The 20,141-nt window shown below is 59.8% G+C and carries 18 protein-coding genes, 5 tRNA genes and 2 pseudogenes; 8 read left to right on the top strand and 17 right to left on the bottom strand.

Annotated elements, in window-relative coordinates; all coding sequences use genetic code 11:
• Positions 1-127: 127 nt before the first annotated feature.
• The 5 genes and pseudogenes from JTY93_RS30095 to JTY93_RS22545 all read right to left on the bottom strand — a co-directional run bounded on the left by JTY93_RS30095 (position 128) and on the right by JTY93_RS22545 (position 6,113).
• Positions 128-1,057: a methyl-accepting chemotaxis protein gene (locus JTY93_RS30095; RefSeq protein WP_375373150.1), complete on the bottom strand. Its 930-nt coding sequence runs from the start codon at positions 1,055-1,057 to the stop codon at positions 128-130.
• A pseudogene (locus JTY93_RS30100) lies at positions 1,034-2,125 on the bottom strand (methyl-accepting chemotaxis protein); the annotation flags it as partial. The gene JTY93_RS30095 and the pseudogene JTY93_RS30100, both read right to left, overlap by 24 nt.
• Before the next feature lie 369 nt (positions 2,126-2,494).
• Entirely contained in the window at positions 2,495-3,331 is an 837-nt protein-coding gene (gene ampE / locus JTY93_RS22535) for a regulatory signaling modulator protein AmpE (RefSeq protein WP_169998605.1), read from the bottom strand.
• The gene (ampD, locus tag JTY93_RS22540; RefSeq protein ID WP_205477277.1) at positions 3,328-3,891 is read right to left on the bottom strand and encodes a 1,6-anhydro-N-acetylmuramyl-L-alanine amidase AmpD; all 564 of its coding nucleotides are present in this window, start codon (positions 3,889-3,891) and stop codon (positions 3,328-3,330) included. The genes ampE and ampD overlap by 4 nt, the downstream gene beginning before the upstream one ends.
• 62 nt (positions 3,892-3,953) lie before the next feature.
• Complete coding sequence (locus tag JTY93_RS22545) at positions 3,954-6,113, bottom strand: DUF1631 domain-containing protein (RefSeq protein WP_205477278.1); 2,160 nt, start codon at positions 6,111-6,113, stop codon at positions 3,954-3,956.
• Between the two features lie 266 nt (positions 6,114-6,379).
• On the opposite strand from JTY93_RS22545, the gene nadC reads away from it, so the two are divergent.
• Positions 6,380-7,228, top strand: a complete 849-nt coding sequence (nadC, locus tag JTY93_RS22550; protein WP_169998599.1) for a carboxylating nicotinate-nucleotide diphosphorylase — start codon at positions 6,380-6,382, stop codon at positions 7,226-7,228.
• Between the two features lie 91 nt (positions 7,229-7,319).
• Here nadC and JTY93_RS22555 read toward each other — a convergent pair whose 3' ends face one another.
• The 4 genes and pseudogenes from JTY93_RS22555 to JTY93_RS22570 all read right to left on the bottom strand — a co-directional run bounded on the left by JTY93_RS22555 (position 7,320) and on the right by JTY93_RS22570 (position 9,770).
• Positions 7,320-7,625 (bottom strand): DUF6388 family protein, encoded by a 306-nt coding sequence (locus tag JTY93_RS22555; protein WP_205477279.1) that lies wholly within the window; start codon positions 7,623-7,625, stop codon positions 7,320-7,322.
• Between the two features lie 136 nt (positions 7,626-7,761).
• Positions 7,762-7,834: transfer RNA gene (locus JTY93_RS22560), tRNA-Thr, on the bottom strand.
• A 39-nt stretch (positions 7,835-7,873) separates the two neighbouring features.
• Positions 7,874-9,281, bottom strand: a pseudogene (locus JTY93_RS22565) (O-antigen ligase family protein).
• Between the two features lie 78 nt (positions 9,282-9,359).
• Positions 9,360-9,770 (bottom strand): pilin, encoded by a 411-nt coding sequence (locus JTY93_RS22570; RefSeq protein ID WP_205477294.1) that lies wholly within the window; start codon positions 9,768-9,770, stop codon positions 9,360-9,362.
• Between the two features lie 203 nt (positions 9,771-9,973).
• On the opposite strand from JTY93_RS22570, the gene JTY93_RS22575 reads away from it, so the two are divergent.
• From JTY93_RS22575 to yacG, 4 genes are read left to right on the top strand one after another with little or no spacing between them, the layout of a single operon-like run.
• Positions 9,974-11,191: a type II secretion system F family protein gene (locus JTY93_RS22575; RefSeq protein WP_205477281.1), complete on the top strand. Its 1,218-nt coding sequence runs from the start codon at positions 9,974-9,976 to the stop codon at positions 11,189-11,191.
• A 2-nt stretch (positions 11,192-11,193) separates the two neighbouring features.
• A complete protein-coding gene (locus JTY93_RS22580; RefSeq protein ID WP_205477282.1) occupies positions 11,194-12,066 on the top strand; it encodes a prepilin peptidase in 873 nt (290 codons plus the stop codon).
• Positions 12,063-12,686, top strand: coding sequence for a dephospho-CoA kinase (gene coaE, locus JTY93_RS22585; RefSeq protein WP_205477283.1), 624 nt, complete (start codon positions 12,063-12,065; stop codon positions 12,684-12,686). The genes JTY93_RS22580 and coaE overlap by 4 nt, the downstream gene beginning before the upstream one ends.
• Entirely contained in the window at positions 12,683-12,886 is a 204-nt protein-coding gene (yacG, locus tag JTY93_RS22590) for a DNA gyrase inhibitor YacG (protein WP_092238375.1), read from the top strand. Before coaE ends, yacG begins: the two co-directional genes overlap by 4 nt.
• Here the strand turns inward: yacG and JTY93_RS22595 are convergent.
• The 3 genes from JTY93_RS22595 to JTY93_RS22605 form a co-directional block, all read right to left on the bottom strand.
• Entirely contained in the window at positions 12,883-13,098 is a 216-nt protein-coding gene (locus JTY93_RS22595) for a hypothetical protein (RefSeq protein WP_057441062.1), read from the bottom strand. The genes yacG and JTY93_RS22595 overlap by 4 nt on opposite strands.
• Before the next feature lie 63 nt (positions 13,099-13,161).
• Positions 13,162-13,851, bottom strand: coding sequence for an energy-coupling factor ABC transporter permease (locus tag JTY93_RS22600; RefSeq protein WP_205477284.1), 690 nt, complete (start codon positions 13,849-13,851; stop codon positions 13,162-13,164).
• Positions 13,848-14,339 (bottom strand): FAD/FMN-containing dehydrogenase, encoded by a 492-nt coding sequence (locus tag JTY93_RS22605; protein WP_240344387.1) that lies wholly within the window; start codon positions 14,337-14,339, stop codon positions 13,848-13,850. The genes JTY93_RS22600 and JTY93_RS22605 overlap by 4 nt, the downstream gene beginning before the upstream one ends.
• A gap of 78 nt (positions 14,340-14,417) precedes the next feature.
• Between JTY93_RS22605 and JTY93_RS22610 the strand changes: the two genes are divergently transcribed.
• Genes JTY93_RS22610 through JTY93_RS22620 form a run of 3 tightly spaced genes read left to right on the top strand, consistent with a single transcriptional unit; the run spans position 14,418 to position 16,619 of the window.
• A complete protein-coding gene (locus tag JTY93_RS22610; RefSeq protein WP_029292005.1) occupies positions 14,418-15,047 on the top strand; it encodes a DUF1780 domain-containing protein in 630 nt (209 codons plus the stop codon).
• Between the two features lie 39 nt (positions 15,048-15,086).
• Positions 15,087-15,260: a DUF3094 family protein gene (locus JTY93_RS22615; protein WP_032861901.1), complete on the top strand. Its 174-nt coding sequence runs from the start codon at positions 15,087-15,089 to the stop codon at positions 15,258-15,260.
• 60 nt (positions 15,261-15,320) lie between these two features.
• The gene (locus JTY93_RS22620; protein ID WP_205477286.1) at positions 15,321-16,619 is read left to right on the top strand and encodes an NAD(P)/FAD-dependent oxidoreductase; all 1,299 of its coding nucleotides are present in this window, start codon (positions 15,321-15,323) and stop codon (positions 16,617-16,619) included.
• Positions 16,620-16,743: 124 nt separating this feature from the next.
• On the opposite strand, the gene JTY93_RS22625 is transcribed toward JTY93_RS22620, so the two are convergent.
• From JTY93_RS22625 to clpB, 5 genes are all read right to left on the bottom strand, one after another.
• Positions 16,744-16,820 (bottom strand) — tRNA-Pro (locus JTY93_RS22625).
• 96 nt (positions 16,821-16,916) lie between these two features.
• Positions 16,917-16,992: transfer RNA gene (locus tag JTY93_RS22630), tRNA-Lys, on the bottom strand.
• A 5-nt stretch (positions 16,993-16,997) separates the two neighbouring features.
• Positions 16,998-17,074, bottom strand: a tRNA-Pro gene (locus tag JTY93_RS22635).
• 9 nt (positions 17,075-17,083) lie between these two features.
• A tRNA-Asn gene (locus JTY93_RS22640) sits at positions 17,084-17,159 on the bottom strand.
• Between the two features lie 303 nt (positions 17,160-17,462).
• A complete protein-coding gene (clpB, locus tag JTY93_RS22645; RefSeq protein ID WP_092230488.1) occupies positions 17,463-20,027 on the bottom strand; it encodes an ATP-dependent chaperone ClpB in 2,565 nt (854 codons plus the stop codon).
• Positions 20,028-20,141 lie beyond the last annotated feature (114 nt).

Consider the following 20,141-nt stretch of genomic DNA (forward strand, 5'->3'; position numbering starts at 1 on the left):
TCCTGCCTCCCGGGAGCGCTGGATGGGGTGTGAAACAAATTCTCACCCAATCTCGCTGCGAAAGAAGCTCACACGGAAAAACAGGACATAGACCACGCACCCAACAGATAAAGCCTACCGCCCAGTCTTACACGCGAAATGCACCGATCAGCTTTTTCAGCTCAATCACCTGCAAGGACAATTGCCGGCTGGCCTCTTCGGTCTGGTGCGCGCCTTGGGCTGCGTGCTCGCCAGCCCGATTGATCTCGACAATATTCTGGTCAATGTCGTGGGCCACTGCCGTCTGTTGCTCCACCGCCGCAGCGATTTGCTGGTTCTGATCGACGATCATGCCTACCGCGCCCAGGATGTTTTCCAGGGCCAGTTGGACTTTTTCCGACTGGCCGACCGTGCCGCTAGCCATTTTATGGCTACTGCCCATGGCCTTCACGGCCGCACCGACACCTTGGTGCAGCTTGGCGATCATTTGCTCGATTTCTTCGGTGGAGTGCTGGGTGCGCCGGGCCAGGGTGCGCACCTCATCGGCCACCACGGCAAACCCACGCCCTTGCTCACCCGCCCGCGCTGCCTCGATGGCCGCGTTCAACGCCAGCAGATTGGTTTGTTCGGCAATGCTCTTGATCACCTCCAACACACTGCTGATGGATTGGCTGTCGATGGCCAATTGATTGATCACCAGCACTGACTGGTCGATCTCCGACGCCAGTTGCGCGATGCTGCCCTGCTGGGATTGCACCAGGCCACGCCCGCTAAGGGTTTCATCGTTGACGCTGTGGGCGCTGCTGACAGCCGCCGCCGCACTGCGCGCCACTTCGTGGGCGGTCGCCGACATCTGGTTCATGGCCGTCGCCACCTGTTCGATCTGGCTGCGCTGGCCCGACACCGCCTGGTTGCTGCGCGCCGAAACCGATTCCACTTGCCCGGCCTGATGCTCGACTTCATGGACGGTCTGCCCCACCCGTTCAATCAAGTCATGGATTTTTGCCACGGTGCCATTGAACACCTCGCCCAACTCACCCAGCTCATCGCGGCTCTGGGACTTGAAACTAACGGTCATGTCCCCTGCGGCGACCTTATCCATCATCGCGCCCAAGCGGCGCAGGGTGGTGCGGGTCGATGCGTAGAAGCCGCCGTACAGATAGAAGATCAACAGGAACACCGCCGCCAGCGCCGCGACCAGCAACACCATGTGCGTGCGGTTCTGTGCCAGGCGTTGTTGCAATTGCTGGTCGAGGAAGGACAGGGTCGCATCGTCCAACTGGTAGGTCTTGGCCATCAAGGCCGTCACTTGATCATAGAAAGCCTGCCACGGCGCCTCCAGCGTCTCGGCCATCACCACCTGTTCCTCAAACAGTTCGCTGCCCTGCTTGAGGCTGGCGTGGCTGGCTTGGGCCAAGGTATCCAACGCGCCATGGACGGCCTTGCTGGAACCCATGGCGTCCTGCACTTTCAAGCCGTATTCCGCCTGGAGTTTTTCCAACTGCTGCAGCAGTTCATCAAAGCGCGTGCTGGACGATGAGTTGAGAAAGCCCTGGCCCAGGGAGTACGCGCCCATGGCCCGGCCCTCGCCCAAGGTCTGGGTGACTTGCGGGGTGACGCTGGTCACCAGCTCGCTGAGTTGGCGCACATCACCCTGCACATCACGGCTCAACCCCGACTGGCTGGCTATGATCTGGCTGAACATCTGCGCCTTATTGAGCAACTTGCCAATCAGCGCACTTTTGCTCAGCAACGAAGATTCGCTTTGCTGGGCCTTGAAGGCTGCGATCATCTCGTCGCGCTTGCCCTCGAACACCGCGACCTGCTCGGGATCGGCCGTCATCGCCTGGAAGCCTTGCAGGCGTTCAAGGACACGCTGTTCCAATGCGCTGATCTGGCTTTCGATATCGCCCGCCTTGCCTGCCTGGCCGAGGGTGGCGTTGATTTGCACCTGATTGTTCAAGGTTTCCAGGTCGCGGCGCAGGATCAGGCTGCTGCCCAGTAGGTCCAGACTCTGCAACTCAACCTGCGTGCCCTGGAACTCAAGCCAGGAATCCCGGACCAGGTAATAGTTGGTCACCAGCATCGGCAGGAAAAACAACACACTGATCAGGCTGAACTTCATGCCGAAGCTCAGGCGATTCATCAACGCGATGGCGGGATAGAGCAAGCTCTTCACAGATGAACTCCCTTTTCTTTTATTTTTATTGAAGGCGCAGGGCAGCGGCAGAAAGCCACTATTGGGCGCGCTGTCTGTATAGCTTAAATCGGCGGGGAGTTTTGTAACTTAAGGTTAACGCGATCGGCGGAGCTTAGCGGCCAACCGATTTTTTGAAGCCACAACAGATTCTCTGTGGGAGCGGGCTTGCCCTAATTGCCAGTCAGTTAAGCGGTCATCGCCTTCTGTAGGAGCGAGCTTGCTCGCGAAAAACGTCAACGATAACGCGTGCTTACTGAATGAACGCGGCGCCTGTAAGTTTTTCGCGAGCAAGCTCGCTCCTACAAAGGGCGCTTTTCAGGGCAAAACAGTCCAGATCGCAAACCCGGCATACCACAACACCGCAGCGCGCAGCAGCAGCTCCCACAACCGATCCAGGCTGTTGATGCCTTCGGCACCAACCACCGGCGCCGGAATCTCGCCGGCCACCAGGCCAACCTTTTCCACCAGTTGCGCGGCACTGATATCCCAGCTCAGCAGCTCATGCAGCATCACCCGACTGACCGCGACAAAGTTGCCCACCAAAGCAAAACTCGCCGCCAGCAACCGCACCGGCAACCAGTCGAACGCATGGCGCAATTGCCCGGCACGCTCGGCCACCAATGGGTTCTGACTGTGTTCACTGGCCAGCGCCAGCAAGCGGTAGGCCAGGGCCACCACCGGACCGAGGAGGAAGTACCAGAAAATCACCGCGAAAAAGCTCTGGTAGGCCTGCCACAGCAAATGGCCCTGGACCCGCTCCAGCAGTTGCTCGCCGCTGTCGGCGCCAATCGCCAGGTCGCGCTCGGCAACATGTTCAGCCGCTTGCAGGTCGCCCCGGCGCCAGGCATCGCGAAACGGCCCCAGTTGGCCGAGCAGATCACCGCGGCCCAGACTGTAGATCACCACCAGCAGGTGCACCGGCAGCGCCAGCAAGCCATAGGCCACCGGCTCCAGGACCAGCAACAACAGCCCCAGTAGCGCCACCGGCAGCAACACCAGCAGCGCCAGGATCAACCAAGGCTGTTTACCCAGCCGAGCGCTCGACTCAAGCCGGGCCAGTTCGCGCAGCCAGCCGCCATCGCGCTGCACCCGCTGACGCAAGGCCGAGAACTTCTCGATCCATACCGCCAGCACCAACACCAGGAAACTCATTGTGCATGTCCTCCATCCTGCAAGGCGCCACGAAAACGCGCCCAATCAAAAGCCGGTCCAGGATCGGTCTTGCGTCCTGGGGCGATGTCACTATGACCGCAAATGCGCTGAAGCGTGATGCCCGGGTAAGCGGCCAGCAATTGGCGGCTCAGGTCGATCAAGGATTGGTACTGGGCATCGGTAAAGGGCTGGTCATCGGTCCCTTCCAGCTCGATTCCCAGGGAAAAGTCATTGCAGGTTTCGCGCCCCTCGAAACAGGAGACGCCCGCGTGCCAGGCTCGGTCCTGACAGGAAACAAATTGCGTCACCGCACCATCACGCTCAATCAGAAAATGCGCGGATACCCGTAGGTCAACTATGCCTGCAAAGTAGGGATGTTCCGTGACATCCAGTCGATTCTGGAAAAACTCCTGCACTTTGCCCGTGGCGAACTGGGCCGGTGGCAAGCTGATGTTATGCACCACCAACAGGGAAATCTCGCCGCCTGGGCGTTCATTGAAGTTGGGCGACGGGCAATGGGCAATGCCCTGGCACCAACCGCTGGCGGGGTCCAACTGCATACAGGTTCCTTGCGCAAGACTTAGGAGCGCTCAGTATGCCGTGATCGGCCTGGTGGTTGCGATCACTTGGCGCGATTGAGTTGCCGCAGATTGCCAATCACCGAAGCCAGTGCGCGGTCGAACAACAGCGCGTCATCCAAGGTGCGCACCCCGCCACGCTTGAACTCCAGGGCCAGCTCCGTGCAGTTTTTTTCCAGTACCTTGAGGCCGGTGCGATTGACAAATATGTAGCGGTTGGCCGGAGCGATAATCGCCGTCAGCTTGCAGCGCAGGGTGTTTTCTTCATCTTCGCGGAACTCGACCCAACTGCCGATGCGTAACTGCCGGACCTTGAGCAGATCGGGATCATCCTCCGCCAGGCTGACCGTCTGTGCAGGCATCACCGCACTCGCATCCCCGCGCACTTCGACCAGCGCCACGCTGGACTGCGTCGTGCCCTGGAACGTCTGGGTATGCAGAGTCTGCAACTGGATAAAAAACTCCCGGGTGACAAAGGAGTCGAACGCCGCCTCGCTCAACCCCTCACGCAGGGCCTTGAGCAGCGCGGGCAATTGCTCCAGCAGGCAGCGGCCGGCCTCGGTGTCTTCACTCAGGCTGACACTCCAGATCAATTCGTCCATGGTCTGCAGCCGTGCCTGCCATTGCGGCGAGTGCTGGGCGTGCTTGAGACATTCGAGCAACAAGACCTGGCTCCACGCCTGTTGCAGGAACTGCACCACGAAATGCGGCAAGACCTTGCCCAGCAAGCGCTGATTGACTGCATCGGCGACCCGCTGCCGGGCCTGCTCGGTGCGGGCGCGCCCCTCTTCGGCGTCGCGGGTGCGCTGTTCGAGCAGCTCACTGCGGCGGCGTTCGTCCTGGGTATAAGCGGTGAACTCCTGCAAGAGCACAGAGAAAATCGCCGGGTCATCGACAAAGTCGTTCAACAGGCGTTGCACCACCTGCTCGATACGCAGGTACAGGCTGTCACGCTGGTAATCATCACGCTTGCCCCAGCCCATGGCGGCAGTCCCGATTTCATTGAGCAAGCGCCGCGCCGGGTGGCTGCCACGACTGAAAAAACTCTTGTCCAGCACGGCCACTTTCAACATGGGAATCTGCAGGCGCGCAATCAACGCCTTGAGGGAATCAGACAAGGTGCGGTCGTCGAGGATGAACTCGAACAGCATGGCGATCAGGTTGATCACATCCTCGTCAGCATCTTCCACTACCCGCGACTTGCCACTCTTGACGCTGACCCGGGTGAGCAGTTCTTCCAATTGGCGACGCAAGTCAAAATCGTCCTCGACCGCAGGCTCCGGCACATACTGCTGCAGGTGGGACAGCAGGCGCAGCAGGTCGCGGGTGGAAATCGGCTGGGCCTGGGCGCTGGCCTCCAGAGTCGGGGCCACACTGCCGCGCACCTTCAGCAGCAGCTCCTGCAGGGCGGCGAACACTTGTTGCTCCGCCTCGTCGGCCTGCGGGTCGGCAGCCGGTGCCGCCTTGACCGGCGGGCGGGCTCTGCTGGCACGCTCGCCGGGACGGCGCGAAGGTACAGCCTTGAGCTCGGGCAGCACGCCCGTGGCGGCCAACAACTGATTGGCCTCGCCGTACAGCAAGTCGGCATCGCTGAGTACGTACTTTTCAAACAGTTTCAAAATGATCAGCTTGACCCGGATCTCCACCCCCAGGCTGCGCCCGGCCCGCAGGAAGTACTCGCAGAGCATCGCCGGGCCAAGGGGGTTTTCCCGATCATTCAGGCCCTTGCCCAGCAATGCACCGAGGCGCGCTGTCAGTTGTCCGAGGGCCAGGCCGTCACGGTGCATGACCTTGTCGAGCATGGCCTCCAGGGCCACGGCCTTTTCCAGGTAGTCGGCCGACACGCCCGGCACCGCTTCGTAGGAGACCGTTGGCAGCAGCAGCTCGCCTTGCCCGACAAGCCCCAGGTTGGCGAACGCGGCGAAGAGCTGCTCCATGAACACACGCTCGAAGTTCTTGCGCTTGAGGCGCAGGTCGCGCATAGCCTCAAAGAAAATATTGTGGTCGGCGTTGTTGCGCGCCTTGTCGGCCATTTCGAACAGGGTGTCGTCGGCGTTATCGAACAGCTCCTGCAAACCCCGGTCGAGTTGCTGCGTGGCCTTGTCACGAACCTGAAGCACAATCACAGGCAGGCGGGCGAGAGGCGACGGCATCGCTTGGGTGGCGATCTTATTGATCGGCACCACCTTTGCGTCATTGTGCATGCTGGCCTCCTGGAATGACGGGGTTCGGTTTGATGAGCGCTCGCCGCAACCGCCGATAAAATACTGGCAGGTGGCGATTATCTGTAGATCACCGAGACGTCAAAGCTATGACGCCAATTGCAAGGCGCGAGATTATCTTGCAAATAGACCCTGTAGCGCCAGCAAACTCTGTAGGAGCTTTGTAATCAGGCAGGTTGTGCCTGCATACCTTGGGTTCGGCGCTGCCATGCCCCTATAATCGGGACACTTTGTATGTGGAGCCCGCTATGCCGAATCTACGCCTCGCCGACCTCACCGCCGAAATCGAAGCCAACGTGCGCCGTGCACTGCTGGAAGACATCGGCAGCGGCGATATCACCGCGCAATTGATCCCGGCCGAACGGCTGGCCAAGGCCACGATCATCACCCGTGATACTGCCGTCATCAGTGGCACCGCCTGGGTCGATGCCGTGTTCCGCCAGTTGGACCCGCGGGTTGCGGTACATTGGCAGGTGCGCGACGGTGAGCGCGTCAGCCCCAACCAGGTGCTGTTCCACCTCGAAGGCCCCGCCCGCTCATTACTGACGGGAGAGCGCAGTGCGCTGAATTTCCTGCAGTTGTTGTCGGGCGTGGCCACGCGTGCGCAATACCTGGCGGACTTCGTCGCCGCCACCCAGGTCAAGCTGCTGGACACCCGCAAGACCCTGCCCGGCCTGCGCCTGGCGCAAAAGTACGCAGTGACCTGCGGCGGCTGCCACAATCACCGCATCGGCCTGTATGACGCGTTCCTGATCAAGGAAAACCATATCGCCGCCTGCGGTGGCATTGCCCAGGCCATTACTGCCGCCCACAAGATCGCCCCCGGCAAGCCGGTGGAAGTCGAAGTGGAAAGCCTGGAAGAGTTACGCGAAGCCCTGGCGGCGGGCGCCGATATCATCATGCTGGATGAGTTGAGCCTGGACGACATGCGCGAAGCCGTACGCTTGAACGCCGGCAAGGCGAAGTTGGAAGCCAGCGGCGGGATCAATGAAAGCACCTTGCTGCCCATTGCCGAGACCGGCGTGGACTACATCTCCATCGGGGCGATGACCAAGGATGTGAAGGCGGTGGATTTGTCGATGAGGCTCAGTATCTGAAACCGTCATCGCCAGGCTGGCTCCTACAGGTGCTGCACAACGCTGTAGAAACCGGCCTGGCGATGAGGCCCGAGAGACAAAAAAACAGCGTTTAAACCACCAGATTGTTCATCTCGCAGTACTCTTCCCACTCGACACCCAACACCTCGGCAGCCTCCTTGTGCAGGATCAGCCGTTCCACTTCGAACGCCTCTGGCGTGGACGTGTACTTGAGGGTCAGCTCCCAAGGCTGAAGGCCCTGGCTCTCGGCCTCGTCCTCGAATGCCCACAGGATCTGGTCGCGCTGATCATCAGCACTCAGGTCCTTGATCTCTTCCTTAAGCTGCGGCGACTCCTCTAGATACTTTTTGAGGGCCTCTGCGTGCCGTACTTCCTGGGTCATTTCTGTCGTGGTCATGTCGTTCTCTTAGATCGAGGAATGGGGATGCATCTGGGTCATCAAGGTTGCGCAGATACAAAAGAACGGGCACGAATACCGGTTCGTCTGGCCTTCAGAACCATTCTGGGATCATCTGAAAACTGTGGTGCCTTTTTGCCCGAGACAGGAATCGAACCTGCGACCTTCGCGTTACGAGTGCGCTGCTCTACCAACTGAGCTACACGGGCGGTGGGCTAAAGCTAGCACTGCATTGGGCGCCCGGCAACTTACCGGATGTGCGGCGCAATGACTCCCTGGACCCAGAACCGTGGCTGCAGGTTGCCTTTGGCAATATCGATGTAGTGCTGGCTGCGTTCAGTGGAGCCAGGCAGATCGCGGTATACGACAAATACCAATAACGCCACCGCAAGCACAGCCGCCACTTGCCAGGCCCGATGCATCAGCGGTATCGGCTCGACAACCGGCGCGCGCCACGGATGCAATGCCATCAGCCAGCCCACCACCAGCGCCAACCAAAGTTGCGAATAGGGCATCACAATCACCCCGTCGACCATCGCCTGCACCGCCGCGCCCAGCAGCGCTGCGAACAGACACAGACGCATCAGGTCTTGCGGTGCACCTGTCGACCCTTGCCGATGGATCACCCTCAACGCGGCCCAACCACCGCGCAGCGCCAGCAGCGACACACACAAGGCCGAGGGCACGCCCCCACTCACTGGCCCACTGCAGAATGGCCTGGTGCGGGTGGGCGGCGATCGGGTTGGGGATATCAGCAAAGTGCATCGGCCCGAAACCGAGCACTGGCCGTTCGCGGATCATGTCCCAGGCTTGCCACCAGATCACTTCACGCCCTGAAAGGTTGGTGGTGAGCCGGTCACTGGAAAGACTGGCAATTTCCAGCCCCAGATAACGCGCCAGGACCGTGAACAACAGCCAGTACAAAAACAGCCCGCCACACAGCGCGGCCACCTGCCAGACCAACCAGCGACGCCCCGCAGCCCCCAAAAAAGCCAGGACGAGCGCCGCAACGCCGATACCCAACCAGGTGCCACGGGTGCCGCCACTGATCGCAATCAACCACCAGGCACACAACAGCGCGAACACCAGACCACGCATCAACCGCGACGTGCTCGGGAGCAGCAAAGGCAACGCCAGCAAGGGCAAGGTAATGGTCTGGAACTGGCCGTAGAAGCGCTTGTTGGAGAACCCGGAAAGCAGAAGGTCGGTGTCCAGTGTCAGTTTGCCACTGGTAAACGCAAGCACACCTGCGTAGCCATATTGAAGGGTCTTGATCAGGCACAGCAGCAACACAAACAGGATCAGCGCCTGATCCAGGGTTTGATCGCCATTGCGCCGCAGCCGGGCAAAAGCAGCGGCAATCACCCCACAGGTGAGCATCAGCGCCCACTCGGTCAACGCCCATAGAGGCTGGTGGGCCAACGAAGAAGATATCAAGCCCAGGCCGAACACCAGCGCCAGGCCGATAGCGGTGGGTTTGTCGAGCAACCGCCCGACGGGAGTCGCCAAGCCATAGAGCAACCCACCCACTCCCACGCCGACCTGCATCACACGCTGCCAGTCATGACCACTGAAGGATAGGGTGATGCCCAGTAGCAAAAGGCTCAGCGCCAGCACCAGGAATACGCTTCCTCGCTGTTGCACGGATAACGTCATGGGCAACCTTTACTTCCCTGTGGAGTGCCTGGGAGCCCGTTACGGCTGGCTCCCGTCACTGATTTAGGTGGCCCGACCTCATTTGACAGCCGCGCAACCCTTTGCAATGTACTGCTCGTCAGCGGTCGTGGTGCACTTCCAACCCTCACTGGCACTGCGCGCCAGGGTAATGAGCTTGCCCTGGATGGGCGCAGGCGCATCGAGGATCTCACAGGCGATCGAGCCAGTCCCCGCAGCCACATCACCTGCAACGCTGATCGTGCAGTTGGCGGTCGGACTGGTGCCACCGATCAGCGCCAGCGTGGGTACCGCGCCCTGGTTAAAGGTGTCTTCGAAGCCCGCCTTCAACGCCGAGATTTCCGCCAGCCCTGCCGTGAACTTGGCCTTGGCCTGGTGCTTGGTATACATGGGCAGGCCAATCGTGGCCAAGATGCCAATGATCGCCACGACGATCAACAACTCGATCAAAGTAAAGCCGTTCTGACGCATCACACTCACTCTCCAGAATAAAAACCCATCGCAAGGCACATCCTGCGCCCCGCCCTCGACAACCGCGCCAGTGTACTCATCCGCGTCGGGCCAAGCCCTCACAAGACGCACAATCTGACATTTTTCCGTTCCCCAATAGCCGGCCGGACACAGAGGCCTGACTAAGCTGTAGATCGTCACCTGCCGATGAGCTGTAGCTGCCAATGAATAATGTCACTGTGAGCCCCACCACCTATGCCTGGGAAGGCACGCTACGCAATGGCCGCAAGGTGTCCGGCGAAACCCGCGGCCATAGCCCGGCCGTGATCAAGGCACAGTTGCGCCGGCAAGGTATCAACCCGGTTCGGGTACAGATGCGCTCCAGCCTCCTTGCCGGCCTGGGCAACCCAATCACCCCAGCCGATATTGCGCTGTTCACCCGCCAACTGGCGACGCTGCTGAAGGCGGGAATTCCCCTGCTGCAAGCCTTCGATATGATTGGCGAAGGCTTTGACAGCCGGGCCATGCGCACGATGGTCCAAGGATTGAAGCAGGAGATTGGCGCCGGCAACAGCCTGACCGGCGCGCTATTGAAACAGCCGCAGTGCTTCAACCCCTTGTATTGCAGCCTGATCGCGGCCGGAGAACAGGCCGGCACCCTGGAGCCCCTGCTGGAGCGGGTAGCCATCCACCTGGAAAAGAGCCAACGCCTCAAGGCCCGGATCAAGAAGGCCATGACCTATCCGCTGATGGTCCTGCTCGTGGCGACGCTGGTCAGCAGCATCCTGCTGATCCACGTCGTCCCCCAATTCGAGAGCCTGTTCGCCGGCATCGACACACCTCTGCCGCGCTTTACCCTGCTGGTTATCGGGCTGTCCGAATTCATGCAGGGCGCGTGGTGGATGCTATTGCTGGTCGTGGCCGCGACGGTCTGGGGGATACGCCGATCCTACCGCCGACACAGCGGCTTTCGCCTGTGGCTGGACGCTGGTTTGTTGAAACTGCCGCTGGCAGGCACACTGCTGAAAAAAACCGCTGTCGCCCGCTACGCTCGTACACTCGCCACCACCTTTGCCGCCGGTGTACCGCTGGCGCAGGCGCTGGATTCAGTGGCCGGAGCCGCCGGCAACGAGCGGTTCACACAGGCAATCACGCGTATGCGTCAGGACGTGGCAATAGGAATGCAATTGAATCGAACCATGACCGCCAGTGGCCTGTTCCCAGGCATGGCGATCCAGATGACAGCCATCGGCGAAGAGTCGGGCGCGCTGGATAGCATGCTGGAGAAGGTCGCCGATCATTATGAAACGGACGTCGACAACCTGGTGGACAACCTGAGCAGCTTGATGGAACCGCTGATCATGGTGGTGCTCGGCGGCATTGTCGGGGCACTGGTAATCGCCATGTACCTGCCGATCTTCCAGCTTGGCACGGCGTTTTGAATATGACCCTGGACCAACTCCTGATCCTCCATCCCTGGCTGTTCGTCTGGGCAGCACTGGTGCTGGGGCTGATCGTCGGCAGCTTCCTCAATGTGCTGGTCTGGCGCCTGCCCAAAATGCTCGAACGGGACTGGCGCGCCCAGGCCCACGAGATACTCGGCCTGCCCCCAGAACCCGGTGGCCCGACTTATAACCTGTTGCACCCCAATTCCTGCTGCCCGCACTGCGACCAGCCGATTCGCCCGTGGGAAAATATCCCGGTGCTCAGTTATCTGCTGCTCAGGGGGCGTTGCGCACGATGCCATGGCTCCATCAGCCCACGCTATCCACTTACCGAACTGGCCTGTGGACTGCTCTCGGCATTTATCGCCTGGCACTACGGCTTCGGCTGGCCGGCCGCTGGCGTGCTGTTCTTGAGCTGGGGCTTGCTGGCCATGAGCCTGATTGATGCCGACCACCAACTATTACCGGATGTGCTGGCGCTGCCACTGCTGTGGCTTGGGCTGATCCTCAACTACTTCGAGCTGTATGTAGCGTTGCCCGATGCTCTGTTGGGCGCGGTTGCCGGTTATCTGAGCCTGTGGTCGGTGTTCTGGCTGTTCAAACTGTGCACTGGCAAAGACGGCCTGGGCTATGGCGACTTCAAGCTGCTAGCACTGCTCGGCGCCTGGGGTGGCTGGCAGGTTCTGCCGCTGACGCTGTTGCTGGCGTCGCTGGTGGGTGCAATAGCAGGGGTGATTGTGTTGCGCATGCGTAACGCGCAGACATCGGTGCCTCTGCCTTTTGGCCCCTATCTGGCGATTGCCGGCTGGATTGCATTGCTCTGGGGTGGTCAAATAACCGACCTCTATTTGCAGTCTGTCGGTTTCAAATGACCACTTCTGTCGCAACACCCTGGATTCTTGGCCTGACGGGCGGCATCGGCAGCGGCAAAAGCGCTGCGGCCCAGCACTTTATCGACCTTGGCGTGGACCTGATCGACGCCGACCATGCCTCACGCTGGGTGGTGGAGCCAGGGCGGCCAGCGCTGGCGAAGATTGCCGAGCACTTCGGCGGCGGGATCCTCCTGCCCGATGGCCAGTTGGATCGCGCCGCCTTGCGCAAACGCATTTTCGAGGCGCCGCAAGAACGCCTGTGGCTGGAAGCCCTGCTGCACCCGCTGATTGCCGACGAGATCCACAGCCATCTGGCCCGCACCCGCTCGCCCTATGGGATTTTGGTGTCGCCGTTGTTGATCGAGTCGGGTCAATACACCATGACCCAACGCATCCTCGTGATCGATGTGCCGCAATCAACGCAAATTCAGCGTACCCTGCTGCGCGACGGCATCAGCGAAGAACAGGTGCAGGCGATTCTCAAGGCCCAGGCCTCCCGGGAAGATCGCTTGCGCCATGCCGACGATGTACTGGTCAATGACCAGGACCTGGCCTGGCTCCAGGCCGAGGTCGAGCGACTGCACCATTTTTACCTTACTTTGCGTGGAGGCCGAACATGAGCCAACCCTTGACCGTCGAATGCCCAACCTGCGGCGCCCCCGTGGAATGGAAAGCGACCAACCTCAACCGGCCATTCTGCTCGGATCGCTGCAAACTGATCGACCTCGGTGCCTGGGCTTCGGAAGAACACAAGATTCCGGTCAGCCCGGATGCCGAAGACGAACTGTTCTCCGAAGACCTGCCACCGCGAGCCCACTAAGGCCGCATAAAGCCGTAGTCCTGCTGGTCATCGAGGTTTTCTGCGAGAAACTGCAACTCGTCGGCCAAGTCTTCGGCACTGCGCACGCCCTTGCTCTGCTGCACCACCGCACTGAGCAAGGCGCGCAGGCTCAAGCCCGGATCAAAACCGATTTCCTGTGCCGCATCCTGGCTTCTGCGCAACTCCTGCCGTGCCCACTCGTACACACTCATGATCGTGCTCCTGGAAGTTTCGCAGAGCATGCGACCACTTGCGCGTTGTGCCTTTGATTTGGATCAAGGCCGCGAATTGTCGTCCTTCCAGGGCGCCGAGAGGTAACGCGTGCGGTTGAACGTCTCAAGCCACTCCGGGCAAAACACCACCAAGGCACTGATCACCATGCCGTTGATGAAGGCTTCGGGAAAGATGATCAGCCACAGGTAGCCGATAAAGTCTTCGATCCATTCGGGCATGGCGAAGCGACCGTCCAGCCACAGCAAGCCCAGGCCGGCCAACAGGCACAGCAACGCCGACAATGCGGCGGCAAAAAAACCGGAACAGAAGATATACACGAAGGGGTTGCGCGGCTGCGCCCGCTCCACCAGCAACGCACATGTCTCGGTCACCAATACCGGTAAGAGGATCAGCAGTGCACCGTTGACCCCGACCGCCGCCAGGTCCTGGCGCCCGAGCAGCACCAGGCCCAGTTGCGCAGCCAGCCCACCGACAATTGCCAGCGGCCAGTCGAGCAACAGGGTTACGGCGGTCATGCCAATAAAGTGGTAGGACACGCCGGTATCGAAATCCCGACGCACCAGCCACAGCATGAACAGCGCGAACACCGTGCCAAACAACAAGTGCTGGCGCCGCCGGTCGGCAAACAGTTCGACCCAGGACGAGCGCAGGATCGCCCAAACAATCACCGGCGCATACAGCAGCCAGCCCAGCCACAGGGTTTGCGGCGCCAGCACGGCGGCACTGATCACGGCTGCAGCTGCTCCAGGGCCTGGCGCAGTTCGGTGGCAGAGCTGTATTCATGGCGCGCGACGAGCTTGCCGTCTTCCAATTGCAGCCATAACACTTTATCCACAGGCGCCGGATAACGCGGCGTGATCCGCGCATCACGGTCGAGCATGACCCGGTAGTTGTAGGCCTGCATCGCGGGGACGGCGAAGAGCTTGGCGATCAGCCTCGGCATACGCTGGATATCGGCGACAAACACCACATGGCGTGCCTCCAGATAGCCCTTGGGCCGGCCCTGCAATGCCGCATCCACCTGCTTGGCCGCGTCCATGCTGCGCGCTACCAGCAGGATCTGCGCCTGATTATCCAGGGTATAGGGCTGATCGAATTGATCGAGCAGGGTCCACGGCGCCAGCCGCTCCCCCAGTTCAGCCGCCTGAGCCCATAGGGGCAGAAAGATCAGAAACACCGCAACCAAAAGCCTCACCGCGAACTCCTTGTGCAAAACCATCAACCGGACCGCCAGTCTACACCGAGCCTTTTCACACGGGACTTCCTGCGGTCATCATTTGAACGCTAAGCTGGAACCATGGATGACTCAGATTATTTGCGCCTGCTCACCATAGCGGCCGAACAAGCCAACGCGTTCCTGTCCAATGCCCGCAAATGGGAGCGTGAGCGTTGGGTCTGCCAGCGCCTGCTACAAGGCCTGAATGTGCCCTACCGCGCCGAAGAGTTTCATGCCGCCGGTCAAGAGCCGCCGGATGTGCTGTTTCGTGATGCCAGTTTCGAAGTATTTTTTGTGCTGGACGAAGGCCGGCGCCTGAATGACGAATGGCGCGACGAACTGCTGCGGCGGCGCAGTGCTTTTTCCCTGAGCCAATTGGTGCGACGTGAAGCAAAGCCCAGGCGCATTCCCGCCCATGAGTTCCTCCTGCGCCTGGCGCCGACCCTGCGCAAGAAGGCCCACAACTATAAAGAACGCGGCATGGACCTGGGGGAGCTGGATATCATCGCCTTCGCCAGCCTCAAACGCGAAGTGCTGGACCTCAACAGCCATTTCCCGCCGCCCACCGAATACCTTCGCCAGGGCTGGCGCTCGCTGTCATTGGTTGGCCCGACCTTTGCGCGCGTATTGTTCGCCCATCCGGACGCCCCGGATTTCTTGCGCAACAACCTGGGGCGCAGCATAGTGTTCGACGTGGGTATCAGCCTGTAACGTGGTGCCCTTTTGCAACGTCTACCTGACGAGGCCTTTATGACCAGCCGCCTGAACCCTGACGACCAACAACATGTCGAAGAGTACCTGCAACTGTCCCAACACCAGGTTGAGCGCAAGCCTTTCCGGCCGTGGCTGCTCCTTGGGGTGGTGCTGATTGTGGTGATTGGCCTGGGCCTCCTGAGCCGCCTTTTGAGTTACCTGACGCTATGAGCTGCCTGGCGCTCGCTCGGGTAACTGCACCGATTTCTTTTAGCCTTGCGAGATATCCCCATGACCCATCGTATTATTATCGTCGGCGGCGGCGCCGGCGGCCTGGAGTTGGCTACCCGCCTGGGTAAGACTCTGGGCAAGCGCGGCACCGCCAGCATCACCCTGGTGGACACCAACCTGACCCATATCTGGAAACCCCTGCTGCACGAAGTTGCCGCCGGCTCGCTGAACTCCTCTGAAGACGAACTCAATTACGTTGCCCAGGCAAAATGGAACCATTTCGAGTTCCAACTGGGGCGCATGAGCGGGCTCGATCGTGAACAGAAAAAAATCCAGCTGGCCGCGACCCTTGATGAAGAAGGCCGGGAACTGGTGCCTGCCCGCGTGTTGAGCTATGACACCCTGGTGATTGCTGTCGGCAGCACCACCAACGACTTCGGTACCGAAGGCGCGGCACAACACTGTCTGTTCCTTGATACCCGCAAACAAGCGGAACGCTTCCACCAACAATTGCTCAACCACTACCTGCGCGCCCATGCCGGGCAAACTGACGTGGTGGAAAAAATCAGTGTGGCAATCGTTGGCGCTGGCGCTACCGGCGTCGAGTTGGCCGCAGAGTTGCACAACGCGGCCCATGAACTGGCGGCCTATGGCCTGGACCGGATCAAGCCAGAAAACATGTCCATCACCCTGATCGAAGCCGGACCACGGGTATTGCCGGCCCTGCCAGAGCGGATCAGCGGACCTGTGCATAAAACCCTGGAAAAACTCGGGGTGACCGTCATGACCAACTCGGCAGTGAGTGAAGTCACCGCCGACAGCCTGATTACCAGCAGTGGCCAGGTGATTCCCGCCAGCCTCAAGGTATGGGCCGCAGGGATTCGCGCGCCGGGCTTCCTCAAGGACATTGACGGCCTGGAGACCAACCGCATCAACCAACTACAAGTGCAGCCAACGCTGCAGACCACCCGTGACGAGAATATCTTCGCCTTTGGTGACTGTGCGGCCTGCCCGCAGCCAGGGACCGACCGCAACGTTCCACCACGGGCGCAAGCGGCCCACCAGCAGGCGTCGTTGCTGGCCAAATCGCTGAAATTGCGTATCGAAGGCAAAGCACTGCCCAGCTACAAGTACACCGACTACGGCTCACTGATCTCGCTGTCGCGCTTTTCGGCTGTGGGTAACTTGATGGGCAACCTGACCGGCAGTGTGATGCTCGAAGGCTGGCTGGCGCGGATGTTCTATGTGTCGCTGTACCGCATGCACCAGATGGCGTTGTACGGGTTCTTCCGCACGATGATGTTGATGCTGGGCAGCAAGATTGGGCGGGGCACCGAGCCGCGGCTCAAACTTCACTAACAACACGGCCCCGGACGGGGCAGGTCAATGTGAGAGGGAGCTCGCACCCTCTCACTGATCTGCGCGGTTGTTAAATTCCACGCAAAAAAAATCCCCGTATCTTTCGATACGAGGATTTTTAATATGGTCGGGGTAAGGGGATTCGAACTCCTGACATCCTGCTCCCAAAGCAGGCGCGCTACCGGACTGCGCTATACCCCGGTAAAAAAAAGGCGACCTTTTCAAGTCGCCTTCTTCGATCAGTGCTTTTGGCCTCTGATCTTAAGATTCGATTCCAGCGTTAACTGGTCTCAAAAATGGTGGGTCGTGTGGGATTCGAACCTACGACCAATTGGTTAAAAGCCAACTGCTCTACCAACTGAGCTAACGACCCAAAAATGGTCGGGGTAAGGGGATTCGAACTCCTGACATCCTGCTCCCAAAGCAGGCGCGCTACCGGACTGCGCTATACCCCGGTTTGAAATTGGCTCCGTGACCAGGACTCGAACCTGGGACCCAATGATTAACAGTCATTTGCTCTACCGACTGAGCTATCACGGAACTACATATTTCAAAGTACAACTTTTACTGCGGTGTATCCTTCTCTTCGACGCTGTCCGTATCGCTACGTTAGCGTGTCTGAGGCGCGCTATTCTACAATCTTAAAAACCCCTGTCAACCCTTTAAATTGCTTTTAAGACAATGATTTGCGCTTCTTTCTGATTTCTCCTTGGGGAGAAGAAACCCTTGGGCTGACGTTGCTGCGGGGCGCACTTTACAAGCCTTTGCCTTACAGTTCAACGCCCTATCGAAAAAAAAGGCCCCGCAATGCGGGGCCTCTGCTTATAACCACCCAATCGGCGCTTAGTGGAAGACGATTTCGTCGTTTTCCACGGTGGCCTTGACGCTGGTCCCCGGCATAAAGCTGCCCGAGAGGATCAGTTGGGCCAGCGGGTTCTCGATCCAGCGCTGGATCGCACGTTTCAATGGCCGCGCGCCATACACCGGGTCGTAACCTACAGCGATCAACTTGTCCAACGCCTCGCTGCTCAGTTCCAGCATCAGCTCGCGCTCCGCCAGACGGCTGCGCAGGCGGCCCAACTGGATCTCGGTGATCCCGGCGATCTGATCCCGCGCCAAAGGCTCGAAGATCACCACTTCATCGACCCGGTTGATAAATTCCGGGCGGAAGTGACTGGTCAGCGCATCCATTACCGCCGCACGCTGACCTTCACGATCCCCGACCATTTCCTGGATCTGTACCGAGCCCAGGTTGGAGGTCATCACGATCACCGTATTACGGAAGTCCACGGTACGCCCGTGGCTGTCCGTCAGCCGGCCATCTTCCAGCACTTGCAGCAACACGTTGAACACATCCGGATGGGCCTTCTCGACCTCATCCAGCAGGATCACCGAGTAAGGCTTACGCCGTACCGCTTCGGTCAGGTAGCCGCCCTCCTCGTAACCCACATAGCCTGGTGGCGCCCCGATCAAGCGAGCCACGGAGTGTTTCTCCATGAACTCGGACATATCAATGCGCACCATCGCCTCTTCGGTATCAAAGAGAAACTCGGCCAAGGCCTTGCATAGCTCAGTCTTACCCACACCGGTCGGGCCGAGGAACATGAACGAGCCGCTTGGGCGATTCGGGTCGGACAAACCGGCCCGTGAACGCCGTACCGCATTGGACACCGCTACCACGGCCTCTTCCTGGCCAATCACGCGTTGGTGCAACAGGCTTTCCATACGCAACAGTTTGTCACGCTCGCCTTCCAGCATCTTCGATACGGGAATGCCGGTCCATTTGGAAACCACCTCGGCAATCTCTTCCTCGGTCACCTTGCTGCGCAACAACTGGTTTTCGCTGTGGCCATGCTGGTCGACCATTTGCAGGCTGCGCTCCAGGTCCGGGATCACCCCGTACTGCAACTCGGCCATGCGGTTCAGATCGCCCTTACGGCGTGCAGCCTCCAGTTCCTGGCGCGACTGCTCGATCTTTTGCTGGATCTGTGCGGATCCCTGTACTTCGGCTTTTTCCGAGGTCCAGATTTCTTCCAGGTCCGAATACTCACGTTCCAGGCGGACGATTTCTTCCTGGAGTTTTTCCAGGCGTTTCTTCGCTGCGTCATCGTCCTCTTTCTTCAGCGCCTGGGATTCGACTTTCAGTTGAATCAGCCGCCGCTCCAGGCGGTCCAGCACTTCAGGCTTGGAGTCGATCTCCATGCGAATACGGCTGGCCGCTTCGTCGATCAGGTCGATGGCCTTGTCCGGCAACTGGCGATCAGTGATATAGCGATGGCTCAATTTGGCCGCCGCGATGATCGCGCCGTCGGTGATCGCCACGCGGTGGTGGACTTCATAGCGCTCTTTGAGGCCACGCAGGATCGCGATGGTGTCTTCTTCGCTCGGCTCTTCTACCAGGACTTTCTGGAAACGACGCTCAAGGGCTGCGTCCTTTTCAATGTACTGGCGGTATTCGTTGAGCGTAGTTGCACCCACGCAATGCAACTCGCCCCGAGCCAGTGCTGGCTTGAGCATGTTGCCCGCGTCCATCGAGCCTTCGCCTTTACCGGCGCCGACCATAGTGTGCAGTTCGTCGATAAACAGAATGATCTGCCCTTCCTGCTTCGACAGCTCGTTAAGCAGGGATTTGAGGCGCTCTTCGAACTCGCCACGGAACTTGGCACCGGCGATCAACGCCCCCATGTCCAGGGACAGCAAGCGCTTGCCCTTGAGGCCGTCCGGCACCTCACCATTAATGATGCGCTGGGCCAGGCCTTCAGCGATGGCGGTTTTACCCACCCCAGGCTCGCCGATCAGCACCGGGTTGTTCTTGGTGCGACGCTGCAGGACCTGGATGGTGCGACGAATTTCATCGTCACGCCCGATCACCGGGTCCAGCTTGCCGTCTTCGGCGCGCTTGGTCAGGTCGACGGTGTATTTGTCCAGGGCCTGGCGCGACTCCTCGTGATTGGGGTCATTCACCGCCTCGCCGCCGCGCAGGTTGTTGATGGCATTTTCCAGGGCCTTTTTGCTCACGCCCTGGCCCAGCAACAACTTGCCGAGCTTGCTGTTGTCGTCCATGGCAGCGAGCAGCACCAGCTCGCTGGAGATGAACTGGTCGCCCTTCTGCTGAGCCAGGCGGTCCGCCTGATTGAGCAGGCGCGCCAAATCCTGGGACATATTCACGTCGCCCGTCGGATTCTGGATTTTCGGCAGTTGGTCGAGCTCTTTGCTCAATTCCTTGCGCAGGCTGTTGACATCAAAGCCCACCTGCATCAGCAGGGGTTTGATCGAACCACCCTGCTGCTCGAGGAGCGCCTGCATCAAGTGCGCGGGCTCAATGGCCGGATGGTCGAGGCCAACCGCCAGGGATTGGGAATCCGATAACGCCAATTGTAATTTGCTGGTTAAACGATCAATACGCATTAGTCACCTTCCTTTTGAGCAGGCCGGAGCTATGTGCGAGCGAGGCTGCTCGCGATTAACGCATCCTGAATGAAGAAACCTGCCAGATACCCTTATAGATGGGGTGGATTCTGG

The organism is Pseudomonas hygromyciniae (assembly GCF_016925675.1).
Lineage (GTDB): Bacteria > Pseudomonadota > Gammaproteobacteria > Pseudomonadales > Pseudomonadaceae > Aquipseudomonas > Aquipseudomonas hygromyciniae.

Bases quoted from the DNA above. Each gene is read 5' to 3' on its own strand.
- nadC (WP_169998599.1), top strand. From the start codon at position 6,380: ATGCCGAATCTACGCCTCGCCGACCTCACCGCCGAAATCGAAGCCAAC.
- JTY93_RS22605 (WP_240344387.1), bottom strand. From the start codon at position 14,339: ATGGTTTTGCACAAGGAGTTCGCGGTGAGGCTTTTGGTTGCGGTGTTT.
- clpB (WP_092230488.1), bottom strand. From the start codon at position 20,027: ATGCGTATTGATCGTTTAACCAGCAAATTACAATTGGCGTTATCGGAT.
- JTY93_RS22610 (WP_029292005.1), top strand. From the start codon at position 14,418: ATGGATGACTCAGATTATTTGCGCCTGCTCACCATAGCGGCCGAACAA.
- JTY93_RS30095 (WP_375373150.1), bottom strand. From the start codon at position 1,057: ATGACCGTTAGTTTCAAGTCCCAGAGCCGCGATGAGCTGGGTGAGTTG.
- ampD (WP_205477277.1), bottom strand. From the start codon at position 3,891: ATGCAGTTGGACCCCGCCAGCGGTTGGTGCCAGGGCATTGCCCATTGC.
- JTY93_RS22620 (WP_205477286.1), top strand. From the start codon at position 15,321: ATGACCCATCGTATTATTATCGTCGGCGGCGGCGCCGGCGGCCTGGAG.
- JTY93_RS22575 (WP_205477281.1), top strand. From the start codon at position 9,974: ATGAATAATGTCACTGTGAGCCCCACCACCTATGCCTGGGAAGGCACG.
- coaE (WP_205477283.1), top strand. From the start codon at position 12,063: ATGACCACTTCTGTCGCAACACCCTGGATTCTTGGCCTGACGGGCGGC.
- ampE (WP_169998605.1), bottom strand. From the start codon at position 3,331: ATGAGTTTCCTGGTGTTGGTGCTGGCGGTATGGATCGAGAAGTTCTCG.
- yacG (WP_092238375.1), top strand. From the start codon at position 12,683: ATGAGCCAACCCTTGACCGTCGAATGCCCAACCTGCGGCGCCCCCGTG.
- JTY93_RS22555 (WP_205477279.1), bottom strand. From the start codon at position 7,625: ATGACCACGACAGAAATGACCCAGGAAGTACGGCACGCAGAGGCCCTC.
- JTY93_RS22595 (WP_057441062.1), bottom strand. From the start codon at position 13,098: ATGAGTGTGTACGAGTGGGCACGGCAGGAGTTGCGCAGAAGCCAGGAT.
- JTY93_RS22615 (WP_032861901.1), top strand. From the start codon at position 15,087: ATGACCAGCCGCCTGAACCCTGACGACCAACAACATGTCGAAGAGTAC.
- JTY93_RS22580 (WP_205477282.1), top strand. From the start codon at position 11,194: ATGACCCTGGACCAACTCCTGATCCTCCATCCCTGGCTGTTCGTCTGG.
- JTY93_RS22545 (WP_205477278.1), bottom strand. From the start codon at position 6,113: ATGCACAATGACGCAAAGGTGGTGCCGATCAATAAGATCGCCACCCAA.
- JTY93_RS22570 (WP_205477294.1), bottom strand. From the start codon at position 9,770: ATGCGTCAGAACGGCTTTACTTTGATCGAGTTGTTGATCGTCGTGGCG.